At 41.1% G+C, this 21,509-nt stretch carries 19 protein-coding genes; 10 read left to right on the top strand and 9 right to left on the bottom strand.

Going from position 1 to position 21,509, the window contains the following annotated elements:
- Position 1 precedes the first annotated feature (1 nt).
- The 4 genes from O9332_RS19610 to O9332_RS19595 all read left to right on the top strand — a co-directional run bounded on the left by O9332_RS19610 (position 2) and on the right by O9332_RS19595 (position 3,836).
- Positions 2-1,219, top strand: coding sequence for a glycosyltransferase family 4 protein (locus tag O9332_RS19610; protein WP_002759807.1), 1,218 nt, complete (start codon positions 2-4; stop codon positions 1,217-1,219).
- 30 nt (positions 1,220-1,249) lie between these two features.
- Positions 1,250-2,233 carry a glycosyltransferase family 2 protein gene (locus tag O9332_RS19605; RefSeq protein ID WP_002759808.1) on the top strand — a complete coding sequence of 328 codons (984 nt, stop codon included), beginning with the start codon at positions 1,250-1,252 and terminating at the stop codon, positions 2,231-2,233.
- Between the two features lie 27 nt (positions 2,234-2,260).
- Positions 2,261-2,815, top strand: a complete 555-nt coding sequence (locus tag O9332_RS19600) for a phycobiliprotein lyase (RefSeq protein ID WP_002759809.1) — start codon at positions 2,261-2,263, stop codon at positions 2,813-2,815.
- An 85-nt stretch (positions 2,816-2,900) separates the two neighbouring features.
- Complete coding sequence (locus O9332_RS19595) at positions 2,901-3,836, top strand: MerR family transcriptional regulator (protein WP_002759811.1); 936 nt, start codon at positions 2,901-2,903, stop codon at positions 3,834-3,836.
- 229 nt (positions 3,837-4,065) lie between these two features.
- On the opposite strand, the gene O9332_RS19590 is transcribed toward O9332_RS19595, so the two are convergent.
- Together O9332_RS19590 and O9332_RS19585 are read right to left on the bottom strand one after the other, a co-directional pair.
- Positions 4,066-5,481, bottom strand: a complete 1,416-nt coding sequence (locus O9332_RS19590) for a mechanosensitive ion channel domain-containing protein (RefSeq protein ID WP_288027012.1) — start codon at positions 5,479-5,481, stop codon at positions 4,066-4,068.
- Positions 5,482-5,490: 9 nt separating this feature from the next.
- Complete coding sequence (locus O9332_RS19585; RefSeq protein ID WP_002759814.1) at positions 5,491-6,141, bottom strand: nitroreductase family protein; 651 nt, start codon at positions 6,139-6,141, stop codon at positions 5,491-5,493.
- 459 nt (positions 6,142-6,600) lie between these two features.
- Between O9332_RS19585 and O9332_RS19580 the strand changes: the two genes are divergently transcribed.
- Entirely contained in the window at positions 6,601-8,025 is a 1,425-nt protein-coding gene (locus tag O9332_RS19580) for a PP2C family protein-serine/threonine phosphatase (RefSeq protein ID WP_002759815.1), read from the top strand.
- 28 nt (positions 8,026-8,053) lie between these two features.
- Here O9332_RS19580 and O9332_RS19575 read toward each other — a convergent pair whose 3' ends face one another.
- A complete protein-coding gene (locus tag O9332_RS19575) occupies positions 8,054-9,295 on the bottom strand; it encodes an AmpG family muropeptide MFS transporter (protein WP_223213006.1) in 1,242 nt (413 codons plus the stop codon).
- A 306-nt stretch (positions 9,296-9,601) separates the two neighbouring features.
- Here O9332_RS19575 and O9332_RS19570 point away from each other — a divergent pair, with 306 nt between their 5' ends.
- The gene (locus O9332_RS19570) at positions 9,602-10,222 is read left to right on the top strand and encodes a GNAT family N-acetyltransferase (RefSeq protein WP_002759819.1); all 621 of its coding nucleotides are present in this window, start codon (positions 9,602-9,604) and stop codon (positions 10,220-10,222) included.
- 317 nt (positions 10,223-10,539) lie between these two features.
- On the top strand, positions 10,540-11,952 hold the full coding sequence (locus tag O9332_RS19565) for an LCP family protein (protein WP_288027007.1): 1,413 nt from the start codon (positions 10,540-10,542) through the stop codon (positions 11,950-11,952).
- A 94-nt stretch (positions 11,953-12,046) separates the two neighbouring features.
- Here O9332_RS19565 and O9332_RS19560 read toward each other — a convergent pair whose 3' ends face one another.
- Positions 12,047-12,733: a Uma2 family endonuclease gene (locus tag O9332_RS19560; protein WP_288027005.1), complete on the bottom strand. Its 687-nt coding sequence runs from the start codon at positions 12,731-12,733 to the stop codon at positions 12,047-12,049.
- Positions 12,734-12,765: 32 nt separating this feature from the next.
- Complete coding sequence (locus O9332_RS19555) at positions 12,766-13,458, bottom strand: Uma2 family endonuclease (RefSeq protein ID WP_002759825.1); 693 nt, start codon at positions 13,456-13,458, stop codon at positions 12,766-12,768.
- A gap of 155 nt (positions 13,459-13,613) precedes the next feature.
- Here O9332_RS19555 and O9332_RS19550 point away from each other — a divergent pair, with 155 nt between their 5' ends.
- Together O9332_RS19550 and O9332_RS19545 are read left to right on the top strand one after the other, a co-directional pair.
- Positions 13,614-14,255: a Uma2 family endonuclease gene (locus O9332_RS19550; RefSeq protein WP_002759827.1), complete on the top strand. Its 642-nt coding sequence runs from the start codon at positions 13,614-13,616 to the stop codon at positions 14,253-14,255.
- Between the two features lie 138 nt (positions 14,256-14,393).
- Positions 14,394-14,897 (top strand): hydrogenase maturation protease, encoded by a 504-nt coding sequence (locus O9332_RS19545; RefSeq protein ID WP_288027002.1) that lies wholly within the window; start codon positions 14,394-14,396, stop codon positions 14,895-14,897.
- Here the strand turns inward: O9332_RS19545 and O9332_RS19540 are convergent.
- The 3 genes from O9332_RS19540 to O9332_RS19530 form a co-directional block, all read right to left on the bottom strand.
- Positions 14,824-16,506: a mechanosensitive ion channel family protein gene (locus O9332_RS19540; protein WP_002759831.1), complete on the bottom strand. Its 1,683-nt coding sequence runs from the start codon at positions 16,504-16,506 to the stop codon at positions 14,824-14,826. The two genes, O9332_RS19545 and O9332_RS19540, sit on opposite strands and share 74 nt — an antisense overlap.
- 3 nt (positions 16,507-16,509) lie before the next feature.
- The gene (locus O9332_RS19535; RefSeq protein WP_002759832.1) at positions 16,510-17,607 is read right to left on the bottom strand and encodes a saccharopine dehydrogenase family protein; all 1,098 of its coding nucleotides are present in this window, start codon (positions 17,605-17,607) and stop codon (positions 16,510-16,512) included.
- A 92-nt stretch (positions 17,608-17,699) separates the two neighbouring features.
- Positions 17,700-19,142: a sensor histidine kinase gene (locus tag O9332_RS19530; RefSeq protein ID WP_002759833.1), complete on the bottom strand. Its 1,443-nt coding sequence runs from the start codon at positions 19,140-19,142 to the stop codon at positions 17,700-17,702.
- A 707-nt stretch (positions 19,143-19,849) separates the two neighbouring features.
- Between O9332_RS19530 and O9332_RS19525 the strand changes: the two genes are divergently transcribed.
- Positions 19,850-20,830 (top strand): DUF3616 domain-containing protein, encoded by a 981-nt coding sequence (locus tag O9332_RS19525; RefSeq protein ID WP_288026999.1) that lies wholly within the window; start codon positions 19,850-19,852, stop codon positions 20,828-20,830.
- Between the two features lie 341 nt (positions 20,831-21,171).
- Here O9332_RS19525 and tnpA read toward each other — a convergent pair.
- On the bottom strand, positions 21,172-21,509 hold a 338-nt coding region (gene tnpA, locus O9332_RS19520; protein WP_288026997.1), incomplete at its 5' end, for an IS200/IS605 family transposase.

The raw sequence follows: 21,509 nt of genomic DNA, 5'->3' as shown, positions 1-21,509 counted from the left end.
TATGAATATCTTAATGATTAGTTCCGCCTTCCCCTATCCACCAACCAGAGGGGGAACTCAGGGCAGAACTTTTAATTTACTCAAGTATCTCAGCAAAAATCATGATATTACTCTCATCGTTCAGCGTACTGCTGATGTCAGCGATGAGGAGGTAGAAAAGTTAGGTAACTTTGTTAGTGAATTGGTAGTTTTTCCCCGTCCTCGAGATGCCAAAACTGGAATAATTGCTAAACTGCAAAGATTAGCTCAATTCCTGCAAACGGGAACCCCTCCCAATGTACTTTTTGGCTATTCTCAAGAGATGCAGAACTGGATAGATAGGGCAGTTAATAGTCAAAAATTCTCAGTAATTACCAGTGAACATAGTGTTAATGAAATTTATATTCGTCCCCAATGGCAACAGCAAATTAGGACAGTAATTGATGTGCATAGTTCCCTCTATCAAACCTGCAAAAGTCAATTAGAAATTGGGGTTTCTAGTCAAGAATTACGGGATCGTCTCTACCTTCCTCTCATGGGTCGCTACGAACAAAAAACTGTGCAGAAATTCTCAAAAATTGTCGTCACTACCGATGATGATCAAAAACAAATGGAAGAATTTGCCCCCAATGGAGAGATTTATTTAATTCCTAATGCAGTCGATTTAGATTTATTTCCCTATCGTCCCGAGGAGCCTGCTGGACATAATTTAGTTTTTATCGGTGGGTTAGATTATTGGGTTAATATCGATGCGGCCTGTTTTTTAGCTAGGGAAATTTTACCTCGTATTCAAATTACTTATCCCGAGACTACTTTAACTCTAGTCGGTGCTAATCCATCCCTAGAAGTGCAAGAATTAACTAAGTTAAAAGGAGTAATTGTGACGGGACGAGTACCATCAATGACTACCTATCTTCATCAGGCAACTGTGGCAGTTATTCCCCTAAGAACAGGTTTTGGAATGAAGTTTAAAACCCTAGAATCTATGGCTGCGGGGGTGCCAGTGGTAGCCAGCGATCGAGGTTTAGAAGGATTAACAGTTGAAGGAAATAATGTTCCTTTAGCAGCCTTAAGGGCTAATAGTATTGAGGAATATTGTACGGCGGTTAGTAGTCTTTTTGAATCGGCAGAGTTGCGAGAAAAATTATCTAGAAATGCTCGCAAATTAATCGAAGATAATTATACTTGGCAGCAAGCGGCAGCTAAGTACGAACAAGTTTTGATTGCTGACATTTGTTAGAAAATTTCTCTAATTTTTTTGTAAATTAATATGCTATCAAATCAAATACCCGTGAAAATATCTGTTGTTGTTCCTCTTTATAACGAAGAAGAAAACATCGATGCTCTCTTTAGGCGACTTTTAGCGGTTTTAGAGGCACTAAATACCAGTTATGAGATCGTTTGCGTCAATGATGGTAGTCGTGACAATACTCTCAAAAATCTCCTGGAATATCATCAACGTTACCCACAAATTAAAGTGGTTAATTTATCCCGGAATTTTGGTAAAGATATTGCCATGTCAGCAGGAATTGATTACAGTCAAGGAATGGCAGTCATTCCTATTGATGCTGATTTACAAGATCCCCCCGAATTAATTGCCGAAATGATCGAAAAATGGCAGCAGGGTTATGATGTGGTTTATGCGTCCCGTCGGGTTAGAATTGGCGAAAGTTGGTTGAAACGTTTCACCGCAGAAGGTTTCTATCAAGTCATTAATAAATTAAGTCGGGTTCCTATTCCCCCTAATACGGGAGATTTTCGCTTGATTGATCGCCGAGTGGTAGAATCAATTAAAAAGATGCCCGAACGTCAAAGATTTATGAAAGGAATATTTGCTTGGGTGGGATATAAACAGACATCAATTTTATTCGATCGAGAACCCCGGTATCAAGGACAAACTAAATGGAATTACTGGAAATTATGGAATTTTGCCATCGATGGTATTACCTCTTTTAGTTTTTTACCTCTGAAAGTCTGGACCTATGTAGGATTTATCATTGCACTTGTTAGTCTTGTTTATGCTAGTTTTTTAATTCTTAGGACTATCATTTTAGGAATCGATGTACCCGGGTACGCTTCTCTGATGGTTGCTATCTTATTTTTAGGAGGAATTCAATTACTGACTCTTGGTATTATTGGCGAATATATTGGCAGGGTTTATGAGGAAGTAAAGGGCCGACCACTTTATCTGGTTCGAGATTGTTATGGTTTTGAAAATCGGGAACAAGTTACTGATAAAATAACTCAAAATTAAAATACTGACAAGAGGAGAATGAAGTCTATGAATACCGAAGTTTTTCAGCAATTTTTTGCCTATTGTGTCGGTAGTTGGCAAACGGAAAGAACCTATCATTATCTAGCCGATCAAGAAGTGGAACGTTCCCGTACTGAATTCCTCATTCAACCCCTGACTAGGGAGATTAAACAGAAAGTTCTGACAGATAATAACTATCCTGATATTGCGGATTTAGAAAGTATCCCCGGGTTTAATTTAGGTTTCTATACCATCTCGGAAAAAGGGGAAGAAGTGCGACAAAATCTTAATCTTTTATTTGTGGTTAAAGCAGAAAATAACGGTTATTTAGAAGGGGATTATCTTCGTGATCGCGCCTACGAAGAAGCAAGACCAATTATCTCCGCTTTTCGCTTTGATTCCACTACCAGAGAGTTATTAATGACCACCAATTATACTCGCAGTGTTTCCGTGGATTCAATTACTTTAATCAATCCAGACCTGCGAATTCGCAAAATTATTAACTATCAACGTCCCAAGGAGGGGGAACCCTTGGAAAAAGTTCTCTTGGTCGGTTTTGGAGTTGAGTGTAAAGTCAGTTAAAAAAATATTTCTTTCCCCCCCCTTGATTCTCCAGTCAGGGGGAGATTTTATAATAGGGTAACGATAGGATTAAGGAGCAAAAATAATGCTCAAAATCGGTCAACTTTCCCTAGAAAGTGGTGTTTCAATTAAAACGATTCGTTATTACGAGGAATTAGGACTAATTCAGTCCCCTGAGAGGACAGAGGGACAATTTCGCCTATTTACTCCCGATACTGTCCATCGCTTGCTGTTTGTCAAAAGATTACAATCTTTGGGTTTAAGTCTGCAAGAGATCCGCGAATGTTTAGTAATTCATGACCATGGTGAGTTAAATCTTGATTCTAGTCGTCCCCTTTCTTTTGATGATGCTGAGAGTCTTGGTTTTGGGGAACAATCGATAGAATTTGGAGGAAGTCTAGTCTTTCCTGAAAATAGTAATCTCGGGGGTGATTTTGATCTTGAATACCTCAACGGTATTATTCGCAATGGTCATATTATTATCGGCATCGATCCGCAGGTGGGAGGTCGAGTTAATAGTGATGATACGGATTTTGATGTGGGAAATTTATCTGTAGGTTTTTTCTATAATTTCAATCGTGAATACGATAATGTTCCCGCTTTTGCCATTCGTACCGATTTAGGATTACCGACGGGAAATAATGCTAGGGGATTAGATTTTCGTCTGCGGGGAATTGCCAGTAAAACTGTTGGTCAATTCCATCGCGTGCATCTTAATCTCGATTTAAACATAAACACTGACCCCGATGACGGCGATCAATCTTTTTTACCGGCAGCAATTCTCGGTTACTCGCGACCAATTGGTTATCCGAAACGTTTTGATCGCACTTTTTTAGCAGAATTGGGCGTAATTACCAGCGATAATAGTAATGGTGGGGTTTTAATTCGCACTGGTATGGGAATTGGTCAGCAAATTAATCGCCAAGGTGTGATCGATTGGGGTATCGAGGGATATATTGCCACTAATGGCAATGATCAAAGTCAATTAAAGTTAAAAATCGGTTATTCTTTCGGATTTTAGGATTTTTCCCTAGCCTGCTATTAAAAGCTAAAATAGATGAAGTATAACTTAAATTTTGGTTTGACTGGGAGTATGAGGGGGTTTGGAAGTCCACATCTTCTCATCCCTGAAAACAACAGGGATATCTGATCAGTTGTCCGCAGGTAGCGACTCCCTATTCTCAGCTTCGTACCTCATCATTAAGATAACTGCTAGAGAAAAAAGGCTGTAAATCTGTTGTCATTCCCTTTTAAGTCGCAAAAAAGCTCTTTAACCGTTGTCGCAGCCAAGAGACGGGATTTTTCAGGTCTTCCGAGTCTAAAAGCCCCATTTCTCGCAATTTCTGCTGACATTCGCGCAATTCCTCTTGACGTTGGGTGAGTGCCTGAGTGAATTCCTCCGCTAGAGCCGGATAAGTAGTGATAAGATGCTGAAACCCCTGACGATCGAGCAAAAATAACAAGGTTTCCCCCACTGCTTGCATAGTGGTGGGATAGGGAACCTCTAATATTAACGGTAATTCCCCAAAATATTGACCTTTATTAAAAGTAAAAATTTTACGACTGATTTTATCGTTTTCATAAAAAGCATCCATTTGTCCCTGCAAAACAATACAGAAATAATTAGTTCTTTCTCCCTGTCTAATTAAAATATCCCCGTCCTGGAGATGTTTACGACAACCCATTTCAATTAATACACGCAATTGCAGATCGTTAAAATGTTTAAAGTAACTCACCTCCAATAACATTTCTTTTAACGATAGCGGTTTTGAAGGTTTAACTATCTCCTGATCCTGTTCCTTAACTGCCTCAAAACTGTCGGTATTATGCAACCATAACTCTCGCTGGGGAAAAGGAATCGTTATGCCCCGATGACGCAGATTATGCTCGATAATGAAGTGTAGGGAACTTCTCATAAAAACGGCCCGTTCGACTTTTTCCACCCATACCCACAACTCAAAATTTAAAGCACTATCACCAAAACCGTTAAAAATCACCTTGGGAAGCGGATTAAAGGCAATTTCTACCGACATATAGGCTGATTGCAGCAGAATTTCCGTCACTATCAAAGGATCTGTACCGTAGGCAACTCCCACTGGCACAATGACTCGAATGCGCGAGTCGGGATAATGCCAATTCTGGACGCGATTGCTAGTTAAGATTGTGTTAGGAACGATTAACTCTGCACCATCCACAGTGCGAATGGTGGTGGAACGAATCGATATTTCCTGGATATAACCCTTTGTTTGCTCAAATTCGATAAAATCGCCCACTTTTAACTTGCGTTCCACCAACAAAGTTAAACCACTGGTGAGATTTTTGGTTAACTCCTGCAAACCGAAACCGATACCCACCCCCAAACCACCGGCTAAAACAGCGATCGAAGCGAGATTGAATCCAGTCAATTGTAGGGCGATAATATAACCAAAAGCCCCAAAAGCAAAACTAGCCAGAGTTGCGATCGCTTCTCGATTACCTTCATCAAAACCGATACTTTTCAGCAGACGATTTTTTAGTAAACTTTTAAAAGCGATCGTCAGACAGGTGACAAGAATAAACAGTACAAGAATACCAATAGTCCAACCAAGAGTGATCGACACACCCCCAGCGCGCCAAAGGGGAGTGTTAAAAAAGGGCGTTAACCAAGCTGAGGGAGAGAAAGTCATCGCTAAAGTTTAGATTTGATAGGGATTACCCAAGCGATCCACAAAAACATTGTAATCTAAGGGTAAACGCCCCGGATTAAGCCGTGGTTCCGCCGCGTAACCGATGGGAACGACAACAGCGATCGCCAGATGGGGATGATCGGCAGCACCAATGACAGCTTTTACCTTGTCCTCGATCCAACCGTTGAGAAAACAACTAGATAAACCGAGACTTTCGGCAGCCAAAACCAGATGAGTAGCGGCGATCATGGCATCTTTAATCGCGTATTCCCGGGTTTTTTCGCCCAAATCCTGGTGAAATCCCGGGATTGCCTGTTGAAAATATTTTACCGTGCCTTCGTTCCAGGCACCTGTACTGAGAGCCTGTTCATAGATAGGAGTTAGATCTCCTCCTCCTGCGGCAGCATCGGCAGCGAAAACAAAAGTAACCGGCGCTTGGATAATTTGCTTTTGTCCCCAAGCGGCCTCGGCTAAAGCGGCCTTTTGTGCCTCATCTTGTACTAAAATAATTCGCCAATCTTGGATGTTGAAACTACTAGGTGCGGCAACGGTTAATTCTACTAGGGTTTTCAGCAGTTCTGGGGCGATCGGATCGGTGGTAAAATTTTTAATAGAACGACGTTGATTGATCGCCGTGGGAACATCGAGAGGCAAGGTCATAAAGTCAATGGATTGAGTTACATATTCCTAATTATTATAGGGTCAAGCTATCAGCCTCAGACTTCGGTGTGACAAAACAGAAATGGGGTGCATCTCACATTTGCAGAAATACCGACAATCAGCAATTATCAGTGACTTAAATGATGACAAATGTATCAGCAGCTGTCTGTAAGCATCCCACCGAAAAACTAATGCGCTCCAGCTTTTGGGGGGTAGAACCCACCAAAAGCTGGGATTGAGTGATAAAATCGCAAGTAATGCCCAATTTTAAAAGAGAGTTTCCCCTGAAAAATCCCAACTTAGTAGATTGACAAAAATGAGATGCACCCACAGAAATAGTAAAACATCAGGATTAAATTGTGGCGGTCAGGAAAAGATCAACTATACTGTTAGACTTAAACAGGTCATAACCCAATGACCATCTAGCTATAATCATGTCACCGCCACAAAGATCATTTTATGCTTTCTGAGCCGGAACCGAGCGACACCCTCACCACTGCCACAGTCAATATGGGCGATCAAAGTACCGATATCAAGCCAATTTTAGCCTTAAAAGAGTTGGTCGCTAGTTTATATCGCGAACAAAACAAAGTTCAAAATCTCTTAAGTTCCCTCGGTTTTGCCCTGCGGAGTTTCAATAATTTAAACCAATTCCTCGATCTTACCCCCTTGATGGCCGCACGAGTGGCAGACGCGGAGGGAGGGGCATTGATTTTGAGCAAAAATAACGGTCAAGTGGCGCTTGATCAACTCCATTGCCAAGATAATCAAATTAATGGGGAACTACGCCGACAATTAGAGGCAATTATCCGACAATTAAACCAAGAAGCGGCACTTGAGAATAAAAATAGTCGATCGCTTCTCGATAGTCTCGACCATAAAATCCGGCAAACTCTCGGACAGGGTACGCAGGTTTATAGTACACCTGTTTTGGTAAAAAATAGTGAGCGGGGGCGTTTATACGTTTTCAGTCGCGATCCCGATTATGGTTGGACACCCACCCGTCGTAAACTGTTGCAGCTAGTGGCCGATCAAACGGCGGTGGCTATAGCTAATAATGAATTAACGATCGAATTACGTTCTAAGGAACGTCAGGATCGAGAGTTAGAAATCGCTGCGGAAATCCAAAATCGTCTTTTACCCCGGCAATGTCCGAAAATTCAGGGGGTAGAATTAGCAGCCCACTGCAAAACGGCTAATCGCGTTGGTGGCGATTATTATGATTTTATCCCCTGCAACTACGATCAATTTAAACCGGCAAGGGAGGCGGAAAGGGAAGCCAGTGCCGCTCCTTGGAGTATAGTCATCGGTGATGTCATGGGAAAAGGTGTCCCAGCAGGATTATTGATGACCATGACCCGGGGAATGTTGCGAGCGGAAGTGTTAAATCGTCACTCCCCGGCCCAGATTTTGCGTCATCTCAATCGGGTTATGTATGCCGATCTCGATAATTCTCATCGTTTCGTGACATTATTTTATTCCGAGTATGATCCCCTGACGCGCCGTCTTGGCTACAGTAATGCTGCCCATTATCCCACCCTCTGGTGGCGAGCTAAACGGGGAGAGTTAGAGTCTCTCGACACGGAAGGGACATTAGTTGGTTTAGAGGCCGATTCTATCTATGACGATGCCCAAGTGCAATTAGAAGCGGGAGATACGCTGATCTATTACACCGATGGCTTTACCGATGCAGTTAACTCGAAAGGGGAAAGATTTGATCAGAAAAATTGGCTATCGGCAGTTAAAGAAGCCTGTCAAAAGTACACCGATCCCGAACAGATTCTAGAATATTTATTTGGGAAAGTTGCCGCTTTTACTGGGTTGGGAAATGACAGTAGCGACGATATGACTTTAGTAGTTATGCGAGTGAAATCGGAGGAATAAATCATCACTTCCTAGCTCATAAATTAGCTTAATCCTGCTCTTGCCAAGGAGCGAATAAAGGCAATAACGCTAACCCGGGTAAAGCGGCGATTACCGTGATTAAAAAGAACCACTGCCAACCGATCGCCTCAGCTAAAACTCCGGCGGGAGCCACCAAAATATCGCGACTAAAGGCCATTAAACTCGATAAAAGGGCGAACTGAGTAGCGGTAAAACGAGCATTACAAAGACTCATTAAAAAAGCCACAAAAGCGGCAGTTACTAAGCCACCGCAGAAGTTTTCAATATTAATAGCCAAGACCATAAAAGGATAATTTTGCCCTAAATTTGCTAAAATAAAATAGGCTAAATTACTAACAGCTTGCAACAGACCAAATATCCAGAGCGATCGATTAATTCCCCAACGACTTAACAGGGAACCACCTAATAAAACTCCCACCATAGTTGCTATCATGCCCATGCCCCCTTGGATCGCTCCGATATCGGTTTGACTGAAACCAGTTTTTAAGAGAAAAGGAGTCACCATATTATTAACTAAAGCATCCCCTAAACGATAGAGAACAATAAAGGCGAGAATGCCCATTCCTTGACCTAATCGATAGCGTTGAAAAAACTCTTGGAAAGGCAACCAAACTGCCTCTAAAAGAGTTTGAGGAGTATCATCTCTAGGGGGAGTAGCTGGGGCGAAAAAAGACCAAATAATCGTTAAAGCCATCAATCCAGCTAGGAAAAGATAGACGAGAGGCCAGGGAAAGTGATCGGCTAAAATTAAAGCGATCGAACCAGTTAAAATTAAAGCCAAACGATAACCTAAAACCCCGATCGCTACCCCAGCCCCCATCTCCCATTTTTCTAAAATATCTGTGCGATAGGCATCGTAGGCAATATCTTGGCTGGCACTAAAAAAAGCAATCAGTAAAGCATTAATTGCCAATAATTCTAAAGATCGTTGCGGTTGTTGAAAAGCCATGGCTGCAATCGCTAAAGTTAAACAAATTTGAGCGATTAAAATCCAACCGCGACGACGACCAAGCAGCGGGGGAACATAGCGATCGAGTAAGGGAGACCAAAGAAATTTGAGAGAGTAGGGGAGAGCGACTAAACTAAATAAACCGATCGATTTCAGATCAACTCCTTCGGTGGTCATCCAAGCTTGCAGGGTGCGACTGGTGAGCAACAAGGGCAATCCAGAAGCGAAACCTAAGAATAACAAAGCCGCCATTTTTTGACTGCGGAACACTTGCAAATAAGCGGAAATTTCTTTGATCATGGAGGGGATAGGAGGATAGATTAGATTAAAGAATATAGTTAATTGACCCAAAAAGAAAGAAATTAGTTCTGACCGGCATCGTCCCATCTTAACCATGGCCCGGCGATCAAAAAAAATTCCCGAAAAATAGCGGTCTTTCCCCCAACTGGGGCTATAGGCAGTAGAATGGATGAGATTTTGATTCAGTAGTCTTGAAAAATTGCGGTATTCTCCTTAAGATAGATGCTTGATTCTCCCAACTAGCTCCTACCCCTATTTACCTTTCCCAGATAAGGACTGCCATCCCCACCTTCCCTGCCGACTCCTGTGATTAAAGTGGACTCCTGTTTTATCTCATACCTATTGTCTAATCCCTCCGACTCGGAAGCGACCGGTGACAATGCCACCATTGCCGTCGAGGTGCGTTTGGCCCAAAGCCAAGATCTCAAAAGCTTGGCGGAAATTCTCACCGATAGTTTTTTCCCCACGGCCAATTATTGGTCTTTTCTGCGTCCTATCTTTAAATTAGGCATTTACGAGGACTTACGGGGACGATTGCGCGCCGATACCCCTTACTATCACTGTCTGGTAGTCAGTCACACCAGCGTCACCGTCACGGGTCCTCAGGAAATTATTGTTGCTACGGCGGAAATCGGCTTAAAATCCAGTTCTTTTTTAGCTGTTCCCATTCCTTATATCTCTAATTTAGCCGTTAGTCCCGATCGCCGGCGTGCCGGTCTGGCCCGGAGATTGCTGCTCAAGTGTGATCAGATCGCTAGAGAATGGGGTTTTGAGGAACTTTCCCTCCATGTTCTCGATAATAATCTAGCGGCCCAGTCACTGTACTTAAGTAGCGGTTATCGTCTGCAAAAAACCGACGGTTGGTTGATCAATTGGTTATTTAATCGACCACAAAAGTTATTTCTGCACAAAAAAATCAGCCAATGAGGAGATAGGAGACAGGATTCAGGAGTCAGGATTCAGGAGTCAGGAGCCGGTCGTCAGGAGATTATTTTTATTTATTCTCCCTTCTCCCCACACCCCACACCCCACACCCCACTTCCCCACCAGCAACCCCTAGTATAGATATTTCGACAAAATTGCGATGGAGAACAACGATAAGGAAAAATTCTGCTATATTATCTGCTAACTCTCTAAAAAACCCAATTAGTTTAATAATCTTTTCCGGGTATCTGAGAAAACAAATAGTTTATCTCTTTAAATATGGTTTTAGGGAGATATTTAGTGACCGTGTGAGGCAATTTGTGGTTAATAAGACAAAATCAAGACTTAAAAGCGGAAAATCAGGGAAATTAGCGGCTAAACCTGTTAAAAAGCGGCGATTATCCAGTACATGGTTCCTGACAGCCCTAGGCTTAACCGGCTGCGCCCTAGTTTCCGCTACGGCGGGTGCTATGTTGGCCGTGTCTCTCTCCTCCACACCCTTGCGACAAGCTGCTCTTAGTCCCGAAGAAGCCGCCGCTTTTAACAATCAGCAGGCCATATCCTATCAAAATCTGCAACTTCCCGCCCTCAACCGTCCCGTTAATATTCTGGTAGTTGGCGCGAAAGTGTTGACATCCGATGTCAAGGAGGCACAAACCCCAGATCTGGGTTATCATGCCCCGGTTAATTCCTTGGATGGTTTAACCGATACCATGCTGTTACTGCGTTTTGACCCCCAAAGACAGAAGTTAACCATGCTTTCCATCCCCCGGGATACCCGCACCGATATCGAGGGTTACGGGGAGAAAAAAATCAATGAAGCTAACGCCCTCGGTGGACCTGCTTTAACGGCGGAAACGGTTAGTCATCTTTTGGACGGAGTGGCTATCGATCGCTATATTCGCATTAATGTGCAGGGTGTGGAAAAATTAATTGATGCTTTGGGGGGGGTGACGGTATATGTTCCCAAAGACATGAAGTATCAAGATTTTAGTCAACACCTCTACATTGACCTGAAAAAAGGGGAACAACACCTCAACGGCGAGAAATTCCTCCAGTTTGCCCGTTTTCGTCACGATGCTAACGGCGATATCGGTCGTATCCAACGACAACAGCAATTAATGCGGTCTTTAGTGGAACAAACCCTAAAACCAGCAACTTTATTGAAAATTCCCGATATTATCGAGGTTATCCGCAATAATATCGATACTAATCTCAGTTTAGAGGAGTTACTCGCCCTAGCTGGCTTTGCCTCCAAAACTCAGCGCACTGATGTGCAAATGCTACTACTACCCGGAGACTTTAATGGTGATGGTCGGCAAGGGATCAGTTATTGGCTACCCAATCAAAGTAAAATTCAAGAGCTAGTGGCTCAACATTTTAACCACGGCTTTTTTATGGCTGACATTGAGGAAACCATGCGAACGACTCGCATAGCTGTGGAGGATAGCATCGATAATCCAGAAGCGGTGCAAACTCTAGTCAGCTATCTGCGCTCATTGGGTTATGAAAATGTTTTTGTCTCTAAGTCTTCATCGCCAATTCTAGAAACTACCAAAATTATTGCTCAAAAAGGGGATAATTCCCTCGCTGCTGCCCTGCATAATAGCCTTGGCGTCGGGGAAGTTTTGGTGGAAAGTACGGGGAATCTCGCTTCTGATGTGACGATTAAAATCGGTCAAGATTGGCAAGAAAAATCTGCTAATCTTTCTGGTCTATCCCTAGGCAACTAAGAAAAAAATTAAGTTTATCTGGGTTATTTATTAGCGTTGGGTTTCCTGCTTCAACCCAACCTACGTTCTCAGAAAAAAATCAAGTTTATCTGGGTTATTTATTAGCCAAAGTTTGACAAAAATCTTGGTGTTCTTGACTAACTATTCCTTGCTGTAACATTGCCAAAACTTCGGCTAAATTACCCGATAATAAAGCATTTTTATCCAGCCATAATCCAGGGAATACTTGGGAGCAAAAGATGTTATTTTGATTAGATTCTAGGGGCAAATATTCCCCATCAGTTAAGCGAAACCAATCCAATTGAACATCATAAACTCGCCAGATAATATACTCTTGCACTCCCTGGCGACGATAAACTTTGAGTTTTTCGTGTAAATCGTAGGAAGCAGTAGAAGCGGCAATTTCTACGATTAATTCCGGCGCGCCTTCTACATAATCATCTTCACTAATGCTTGATTGTCCACCGGTTTCTATTCTTAATAAAGCATCTGGTTGTGGTTGACTATCCCCATCCAGTCGCACAGTAGTATTATCCAGTGTTTCTACTCCCGGTGTCGCCACTTCGTAGGCAGTTAACCAACCGATAATATTAGCGTGGGGTTTACCGTGGTTTTTGGCTCTCACCGCGGCTGCCATATAAACAACTCCTGCGATTAATTCAGCTTTTTTTAGCTGTGTCATTGCTTGATAACGGCGCTCGAATTCGGGACGAGTTAATCTATCCCCATTTTCGAGAGGGGGAATAGATACAGGGGAAATTATCGAAGTAGATAAGCTCATAATGTTTACCGATAGTTGAAATTTTTCCCTCGCTAGATGGAATTAGCATTGAGCAAATTTTCTCGAAATATTTGATATTCTTGACTAGCTATTCCTTGCTTTAACACCTCTAAAACTTCGGCTAAATTACCCGATAATAAAGCATTTTTATCCAGCCATAATCCAGGGAAGACTTGGGAGCAAAATATCTTATCTTGATTTGATTCTAGGGGCAAATATTCCCCATCAGTTAAGCGAAACCAATCCAATTCTTGGTCATCTACTCGCCAGATAATATACTCTTGCACTCCATGGCGACGATAAACTTTGAGTTTTTCGTGTAAATCGTAGGAAGCGGTAGAAGCAGCAATTTCCACGATTAATTCCGGCGCGCCTTCCAGATAACCATCCTCGGTAATGCTTGATTGTCCACCGGTTTCTATTCTTAATAAAGCATCCGGTTGTGGTTCATTATCCCCATCCAGTCGCACAGTAGTATTATCTGCTAATTCTACCCCCGGTGTAACAGACCAATAGTATCCTAACCAAGTGATAATACGAGCGTGAGGATTGCCATGATTTTTGATGCGGACGGGGGATGCCATATAAACAACTCCTGCGATTAATTCAGCTTTTTTTAGCTGTGTCATTGCTTGATAACGGCGCTCGAATTCGGGACGGGTTAATCTATCGCCATTTTCGAGAGGGGGAATAATATGGGGGGAAACTGTGTTAGTCGATAGCATAATTTTTGGCTCATCAAGAAACTACTATCAAGGCTTAAGTTTTCTTACCAGACTCAGTTAATTTATCGATTAGGTTAAGCTGGGTATCGAGAGCATCGAAGATATCCTATACTTATTTTACAGCGTTTCTCATCATTTACCTGGAACCTTGCGCCATGTTTGCCTTAGTTTCACCAGATAAAATCGATCTACCAGCGGGATCCTTAGTGAGATTACCTGCCACTTGGCTAGATTATCAAACTTTGTCTCGGCAAAGGGGCGACAATTCTCGACCTAAAATCAAATATCACAATGGAGAAGTCTTGCTTATGTCTCCACTTCCCAAGCATGGGCGGGATGCCCATTTAATTGCTAATATTATCATCACCTTATTGGATTATCTGGGGCGTGAGTACGAGGCTTTTACTCCCGTAACCATGGAATTACCAGAAACAAGTGGTATTGAACCAGATTATAGTTTTTATATTGACCATTGGCCGGCTATAGCAGGGAAAGCCAGAATTGACTGGGTAAATGATCCTCCCCCCGATTTAGTATTAGAAATTGATGTCACCAGTTACTCGAATGTGGATGATTATCTGCCTTATCAAGTGCCTGAAATTTGGTTGTATCGTCAGAAAAATCTCTATATTTATTGGCTAGAGAATCAAGAGTATATCCCTCGCCATCAAAGTCAATATTTTCCTAACTTTAACCTACAAAATTTAGTTTCTTTCTGTGGAGAAATTGCCGACAATCGCAATAGTAGTATGGCAATTCGGCAACTAAAACAACATCTCGAAGATTTTTATAAGTAGGGAGGCACAATTATTTGTAGGATGGGTTAGCGGTAGCGTAACATGAGCGGGCGTTGGGTTTCACGCTTCAACCCAACCTACGTTCATCTTATATTTAATTACACTTTGTACCTCATCATTAAGATAACTGCTATAACCATGAATAATTTTAAAATACTGCTCATCGGTTACGGTAATACTTTAAGAAATGATGACGGAGTGGGAGTGAGAATAGCCGAAATTATTGCCGAGGAGAATTTGCCTAATGTGCAAGTCATCGCTACCCATCAATTGACTCCTGAGTTAGCAGCCGATATAGCTGATGCTTCTCTAGTTATTTTTGTTGATGCGGTATTATCTAGTCAAACCGATATCCGGATAGAAAAATTAGCGGCAGTTACCGAATGGAATAATTTCGGTCATGCAGAAAGTCCCGCTTCTTTATTAGCATTAACTCAAGCAATTTATCAACAAACTCCCAGGGCCTGGGGAATATTTATTCCTGCTATTAATTGTGAATTTGGTGAAGAATTATCAACAATAACTCAAAAGGGCTTGACAAAAGCGATTAAAGCTATTAGGAAAATTATTACTTCTGAGGATTTGACTGAATACCAAAAGCCGGACTTTGATAATCTTCCGGCAGATAATTTTCAGGAATAGTGCTGTGATTGCCATCCCGGAGAGCCTTGTAGTGAGGAGACATAATTTCGATACCGACTTCGTTACATTTATCCTGAATATTTTGATGTAATTCAGAATAAATATACACCATTTTGCTAGGATGATCAGTGTAGGCATTTAGCTGATAGCTGACATAAAAATCATCGAGACTGGTTTGCAAGACAAAAGGAGCAGGTTCTGAGACAATAAATTTAGTTGCTAGGGCTGCTTCTTTCAGGGTTGTGTGAACTTTACGCCAAGGTAAATCATAACCAAGAGTGACCGTGGTTTGCAAAATTAAAGGCTGTTTGAATTCCCGTTGAGAGACGCTAAAGTTAATCACATTGGTGTTTAACAGCGATGAATTAGGAATCGTGATAATTCTATTAGCTGGTGTGCGAATACGGGTGACTAATAATCCTTTTTCAATCACATCTCCAATAACATCACCAATAGAAATTTTATCTCCTAGTTGAAAAGAGCGGGTATAGATGAGGATAATTCCCCCCACCACGTTAGCGATAGCAGAGGTGGAACCCAAGGAAAATAGTACCCCTAAAAATACCGACACCCCCTGAAAAGCAGGAGAATTAAATCCGGGTAGATAGGGAAAAGCGATGACTATAGCTAAGGCAATTATCAGCAGTGACAGTAGATTATAGGTTGGTTTTGCCCAATCGGGATAGAAACCATTAATTACTAAATTTTCTCTTTCCAATCCAGTGAAAAATGGTTTAATTGCTCTCAACAGATAGTGAGTTATAAAAACAATTATCAGTATAATAAAAATACTGGGTAAATATTTTGCTATCTCTTGGGAAACAACTTCTAAAGCACTAAAAAAGTATTGCAGAAAACCATCACCAAATTTTCTAGTCCAGGGAAAAAGACGAAGGACAAAAGTTAAATAAAAATAGAGAATAGTTAAAATAATTAGAGTTCGGATAAATTGCAAAACTCTTAGGGAAAAAATTCCTATTGTCTGGGAACTAATAATCTCAAAATTTTGGAATACGACCCCAGGAACTAGGGAGGTGATTAATCTCTGAATCTGGGGAAAAACCCGCGAAGATATAAAAATTATTACCCAGAAAATTAAGACCGTGGCCAAGGTAGCACTTACCGTCAAAACTGCATCTTTGAAGAGGTTATCTGGTTGACGTTCTTGACGATAACGGACAATGGCTGCTTTCATCTTTGCCAAAGCTCGTTCGGCCAATACTTCTTGACTGACCGCGTGTAATTTGGCATCTCTAGAAGTAATAGTAGCAATAACCGTATCTCCCAAAATAATCGAAGGGTTTTTGTCTTCAGGATCAATTTTTATAGTTAAATCTTCAGGAGAAAGAGCATCGTCATCGGCAATTTTTTCAATTCTGTCTGTAATCGATTTCGCTCTTTCTTGCGCTGAAAAAGAACCTATTCCCTGCCGAATCGTAAAAAGTTCTTGATTATCAAGCATGACGGGAAAAACTTCTCCCAAAGTTTCCAGGGGTGTTTCCTGTCCTTGTTTAGCAGGATTATTCTGGGCTGCTATCATGAAGATGGGGGATAAAGTCAGTAACAAAACTAAACAAAACAGTCCTAGGTAACGCCAGATTTTTTTCATCTTCTAAGCCACAATTGTACAGGAGCGATCGAGTTTAATACCTCTTTTTTTCATCGTAGCATGGAATAGTTCTGTGGATAACACCTGTTCCACGGGATAAATCCCGGCTTTTTGGAGTTTTGCCGCTAAGATTAATTCTGCCACGCTGCCAGTTCCCCAGCCGGCTGCTTGGGCAGTGTTCTCGTGAAGCATAGTTGCTTGATAAACTGCTTTTTGCTGCCCTTGCCATCCGGCCACTTTGGCTAACATTGCTACCCCAATTCCCGAAAATTTATCGGTTACTTCTGTCATGCGATAACTAACTTGGGAAAAAAACTCAATTCCCCGAGAACTTTCTACCCAAGCATCGGGAAAAATATGGGCAGTAATCCAAGTTAAATGATTATAAAAATCGGGAATAGAACCAAATTTTGTGATCACATTTTGCACTTGAAAAGATTCAGCAAAAGTATAGGTTTCTGGCATATCAAACCAATAAACACCAGTTTTACCCAAAGGAGCGGGAAAGTCAATTACTTCTCTAGCAGTATAGGGTTTAATCTCTTGCCATTGTCCCTCAATCCAAGCTAAAAAAGGCTTTTTTAAGCCGAGAAAAGTAGTCCGCATCACAGTTAATCCCGCACCTCCGGAACCGGCTACGGCATAATTTAAACGGATCGTTTCTACCCTATCTAACTGTTCGACTCCCTCTCGCACTATACTATTAGAAATACCGGGAAAAATTCCCGTATTAACCACGGCAGTTATTCCCGCTTTTATCGCTAATTCTCGATAGGGGATTAACTTTTGATAAAAAGAACGATGATCACTAACATCAATATAATTGACTTTTTCTTCGATGCAAATTTTTACTACCCTGCCATCGCGATAATGAAAGGGACCGGCACAATGAACGACTAAATCACTATTTTTAATTGCCTGTCTAAGCTTGTCTATTTCTTCTAAATCTAAAGCCAAAAACTGCATTCTTGGCAGTAATTTAATGGCTTTTTCCTTGCGTCCTGTGATAATAATTTTAGCTGCAGTATGATTAATAATATCTAGGGCTACACTTTGACCAATGCGACCAGTGCCACCTAAAATTAAAACAGTTTTTTCCATGGCAACTATCAATAATATTTGTTGCCCTAGTATAGCATCCTCTTGGCAATTTTGCCTATTTTACAAGATGAAAAATTGAGAATAATCACAACTTATTTAATGCGTCCGAGGGGCAAGAAAATGGTTAAAATCTCACCTTCTTCGGGTTTTTCACGCACAATCAATTTACCTCCCAAAGCTTGAAAAAGGTTTTTAGTCACCTTCATATTCAGACTTAAACTACCGGTTTCTGGTTGAAACATTAGGACTTTTCCCAAAGCTTTGAGGGTAAGATTAGGTGATTTTATTTGAGTTTGAAACTGCATTTTTAATTGATTTCCTGCCGTTGATATATGTACTTGCAACAGGCCACCACTAGCCATACTGCGAGTACATTTTTCCACGACTCCATTTAACATTTGATCCAATAAATTCGGATCACTAATTACCGAAGGCAATTTTTTCGGTACATTAACTTCTAAATTGACATTGCGCCTTTTAGCTTGTTTTTGCCACCGGGGAATACTATCTTGAAAGACTTTTTCTAGAGCAATTGGAATTAATTGAATCGGTTTATCCCCCAGAGGATTAATACCCAATTCTGCGGCTCGGAAAATTAATTCCATGCGCTGAATTTGTTCACTACATTCTAAATCGATTGTTTCTAAATATTTCTGCACATCTTCCGTTACTTTTGCCCGTTTTAATAATAATCGGGTAATGGTGCGAATGGTGGTTAAAGGGGTGCGAATTTCGTGGGTTAAAGCGCGCAATAATTCCAAATCACAACCCGATTCTAAATTAGAATTATCTTCCTTTGGCGGAGTGATTTCGGCATTGATAGGCGATTTCGTTTTTTTCAGGTCTAAATTAGGCTGGTTGGGTAAATTTTGCAGTAATTGGCGACTAAATTGGCTAACTAGACGATAATCTGGCGAGGGACTGCCATTAGCCTCGATAATTGCCTCTAAAGTCCCGATTTGCGGATAACGCAGATTAACTAATCGTTGCCGCAACTGCTGCCAGGCTTGCTGAGTGAGGACGGGATCAAAGGAAAATTGAAAAGAGGACAAACCCCACTGATCCTCGCCTAAAACCAGCAAAAGAGCGAAACTTTCGCTAAAAACCAGACAAAATCTTTCATTAGCAATCGGATCCGTTGGCAAGAGAGGCAATTCATGAATCTCCGTCGGGGAAACATCGGCGGCGGATTTTTCCTGAGAAGGCAATTGAAAACCCGGCCATTGTAAATGTTTTAAAGCTTTAACAGTAAAAACACCAAATTCAAAACCCGTTAAAGCCTTGCTTTCTCTAACTAAAGCCGTCGGACCGGAGAGAATTAAACCCCGACCGGCGGCAGCATTATTTTGGTTTTGTAATAAGATATTTTCTAAAGCGGCGATCGCTGCGAACCATTCACTTTCCGCTTTCAGTTGCGCTCGCTTGAGCCATTCCGATAAATTAGGATAAAAAGCATTGGGGGTGAAAGTTTCCCGGTCCTGATGGTCAGTCGGCGGGAAAATATCGCTTAATTTCGGTAAAGACCCCTTTAACATCGTCTTCATCACTGACTAGATACAAATTCCTTACCTAGAATATTACCCCCGTTAATGCTCATCCCATAACGGTAAAACCGAACTCTATTGGCAGTGATATCCGCGTTTTTATAGCAGTTATCTTAATGGTGAGGTACGAATTTTTGGTTTTGGGGAGTCGGTCGTCGATACCAAATTAGGTTACACTAAATCCGTTGAGCATAGGCTACTTATGAGGACAGGCACTCATGCACTCTTGCAATAGGCAAAAGGGGGAATAAATAATCATTCTTTAATAACCGGATTTAGTATTACACTTCATCTTTAGTTGATCACCTATGCCAGTTGTGGGGTTCGTGGCTCAATTCAACCTCGATAAGTCTGATATTTAATTACACCTCCCCACTTATGTATTTTTTTGTTACATTTAAGTATTTTTTGCCTATCTATAGTTATTATTGAATGAGTTAAAGTGTTCCCCAATTATTTCCCCAACTAACCAATCTTTGATCTCAAAACCTTTTGCCTTGACGTTAGGTCAATGGGAGGAATCATCGGGTCTTGGAGGGACTAACATAAATTATGACACGCGACAAACTTTTGAACTTAGGAGAAATTAGTTATTCAAACCAGTTCTTTATTAGATTATTTCTGGTGATTTCTTGTCTTTTTGTCTTTTATTGCCTATAATTTTCCTCACTTTTCTCATTAACAAGGAGAATACAATCATGCAATCTCTCAACTTTTCTATTATCCAAGAAATCAAACATCAAGGAATTTGTGATGCTTCTGCAGCCACTGCTTTAGGAGAAAATAAATTTGTTGTTGGTAATGATGAGGCGGATCCAGAATTAGGTAATATTCTCTGGATTTATTCCTCTCAAGAGTCGGGAAAAGCACTGGAAACAATTGACATTAATGGTTGGCTGAAAAACAATCCTAAAAATAAAGAAATCGACTTGGAGGGGGTAACTGTACTCAATGACATAATCTATTGGATTACTTCCCATGGCCGCAATAAAAATGCTGAACGAAAACTCCCTCGTCATCAATTTTTTGCTAGTAAAATTACCGATGACGGCTCTAGTATAGTTCAAGTGGGTGAGTCTTATACTCAGTTAGTCTTGCGCGATATTATCGAAGACTCTCAATTGGCTGAAATATTTGATTTCAAAACAGCAGAAACCAAAGCTCCCAAAGCTAAAGGTGGATTAAATATTGAAGGTTTAACGGCAACTCCAGACGGAAATATCTTAATCGGTTTTCGTAATCCTGTCCCCAACGATAAAGCTCTTTTATTAACTCTAAAAAATCCTTACAGTTTAGTTAATAATTCCAGCAATGCTCGGTCTGATTTTGGTGATCCTATCCTGTTAGATTTGGGAGGATTAGGAATTCGTAGCATTGAATTTTGGCCAGCTTTAGAAGTATATTTAATTATTGCCGGAGAATTTCATGGAGGCGATCAATTTGTTTTCTATACTTGGTCAGGAAAAAAAGAAGATGCACCGGAAAAGATAGAATCACTGCAATTCCCTGACGGTTTTCGTCCAGAAGCTTTGTTGTTTTATCCCCATTTCCCAGATCGCTTTCAGATTTTAAGCGATGATGGTACAATCGAGCGAGTTGGTAATACTCCCTGTAAAGATATTATCGATAAAAATAGTCCCGAAAAATATTTCCGCAGTATTTGGGTAAAAGTTAATTAATACCAATTCTCACCCATCAAAACTACAGATCGAATTATCGAATTTAAGTTCCCATTTCCCCTTTTTCCCATTTTAAGGGAGACGAAGGCAGGGGGATCGAACTCTTGTAGCCGGATTTTGGAGAATTGATATAATTAGACATCCCTCTTAGTGGAACCTCAACAAAACCTAGAACAAAAATAGCTTTAAACCCATATAGGGATAAGCTTTAAGCTCAAAAAAACCGTTGATCACGTCTTTTCAATGGTTTTTTATCCTAGAAGCTCTATCTCAATGGAGCGAGAGGACTCCCGTTAAACCGCGTAGCGGTTAACGGGAGATAAATCGCCACCGGAATGAAACTAACGCGGTAGCGTTTCCACTTTTGGGGAGTTTTGGTTCTCGACGTATTTTTTTAGTTGTTCGATGGTAACGCCGCCACAACTAGCCACGAAATAACCTCCCGTCCAAAAATAAGGTTTATTGTCGAAATACTTTGCCGCCAAATCCAGAAATTCTTTTCTAATTAAGCGACTACTAACTGTTTTAAGGTTAGCGATTAGTTTGGATAAAGCAATGTCAGGTTTGTCATCGATAATCAGGTGAACGTAATCCGATTCACCGTTGAAATCAAGTAATGTGCTGTCCCATTTCGTGAGCGTTGACACAAAAATTTCTTTAAGTCGGGCTAAGATTTCAT

Origin of the sequence: Microcystis sp. LE19-10.1B (assembly GCF_027530565.1) — a bacterium.
Lineage (GTDB): Bacteria > Cyanobacteriota > Cyanobacteriia > Cyanobacteriales > Microcystaceae > Microcystis > Microcystis aeruginosa.
The sequence above is the reverse complement of the archived record's forward strand: the minus strand, read 5'-3'. Positions and strand labels throughout refer to the sequence as shown.

Coding starts and splice junctions, on each gene's coding strand:
- O9332_RS19610 (WP_002759807.1), top strand. CDS start 2: ATGAATATCTTAATGATTAGTTCCGCCTTCCCCTATCCACCAACCAGA.
- O9332_RS19605 (WP_002759808.1), top strand. CDS start 1,250: ATGCTATCAAATCAAATACCCGTGAAAATATCTGTTGTTGTTCCTCTT.
- O9332_RS19600 (WP_002759809.1), top strand. CDS start 2,261: ATGAATACCGAAGTTTTTCAGCAATTTTTTGCCTATTGTGTCGGTAGT.
- O9332_RS19595 (WP_002759811.1), top strand. CDS start 2,901: ATGCTCAAAATCGGTCAACTTTCCCTAGAAAGTGGTGTTTCAATTAAA.
- O9332_RS19590 (WP_288027012.1), bottom strand. CDS start 5,481: ATGACTTTCTCTCCCTCAGCTTGGTTAACGCCCTTTTTTAACACTCCC.
- O9332_RS19585 (WP_002759814.1), bottom strand. CDS start 6,141: ATGACCTTGCCTCTCGATGTTCCCACGGCGATCAATCAACGTCGTTCT.
- O9332_RS19580 (WP_002759815.1), top strand. CDS start 6,601: ATGCTTTCTGAGCCGGAACCGAGCGACACCCTCACCACTGCCACAGTC.
- O9332_RS19575 (WP_223213006.1), bottom strand. CDS start 9,295: ATGATCAAAGAAATTTCCGCTTATTTGCAAGTGTTCCGCAGTCAAAAA.
- O9332_RS19560 (WP_288027005.1), bottom strand. CDS start 12,733: ATGAGCTTATCTACTTCGATAATTTCCCCTGTATCTATTCCCCCTCTC.
- O9332_RS19555 (WP_002759825.1), bottom strand. CDS start 13,458: ATGCTATCGACTAACACAGTTTCCCCCCATATTATTCCCCCTCTCGAA.
- O9332_RS19550 (WP_002759827.1), top strand. CDS start 13,614: ATGTTTGCCTTAGTTTCACCAGATAAAATCGATCTACCAGCGGGATCC.
- O9332_RS19545 (WP_288027002.1), top strand. CDS start 14,394: ATGAATAATTTTAAAATACTGCTCATCGGTTACGGTAATACTTTAAGA.
- O9332_RS19540 (WP_002759831.1), bottom strand. CDS start 16,506: ATGAAAAAAATCTGGCGTTACCTAGGACTGTTTTGTTTAGTTTTGTTA.
- O9332_RS19535 (WP_002759832.1), bottom strand. CDS start 17,607: ATGGAAAAAACTGTTTTAATTTTAGGTGGCACTGGTCGCATTGGTCAA.
- O9332_RS19530 (WP_002759833.1), bottom strand. CDS start 19,142: ATGTTAAAGGGGTCTTTACCGAAATTAAGCGATATTTTCCCGCCGACT.
- O9332_RS19525 (WP_288026999.1), top strand. CDS start 19,850: ATGCAATCTCTCAACTTTTCTATTATCCAAGAAATCAAACATCAAGGA.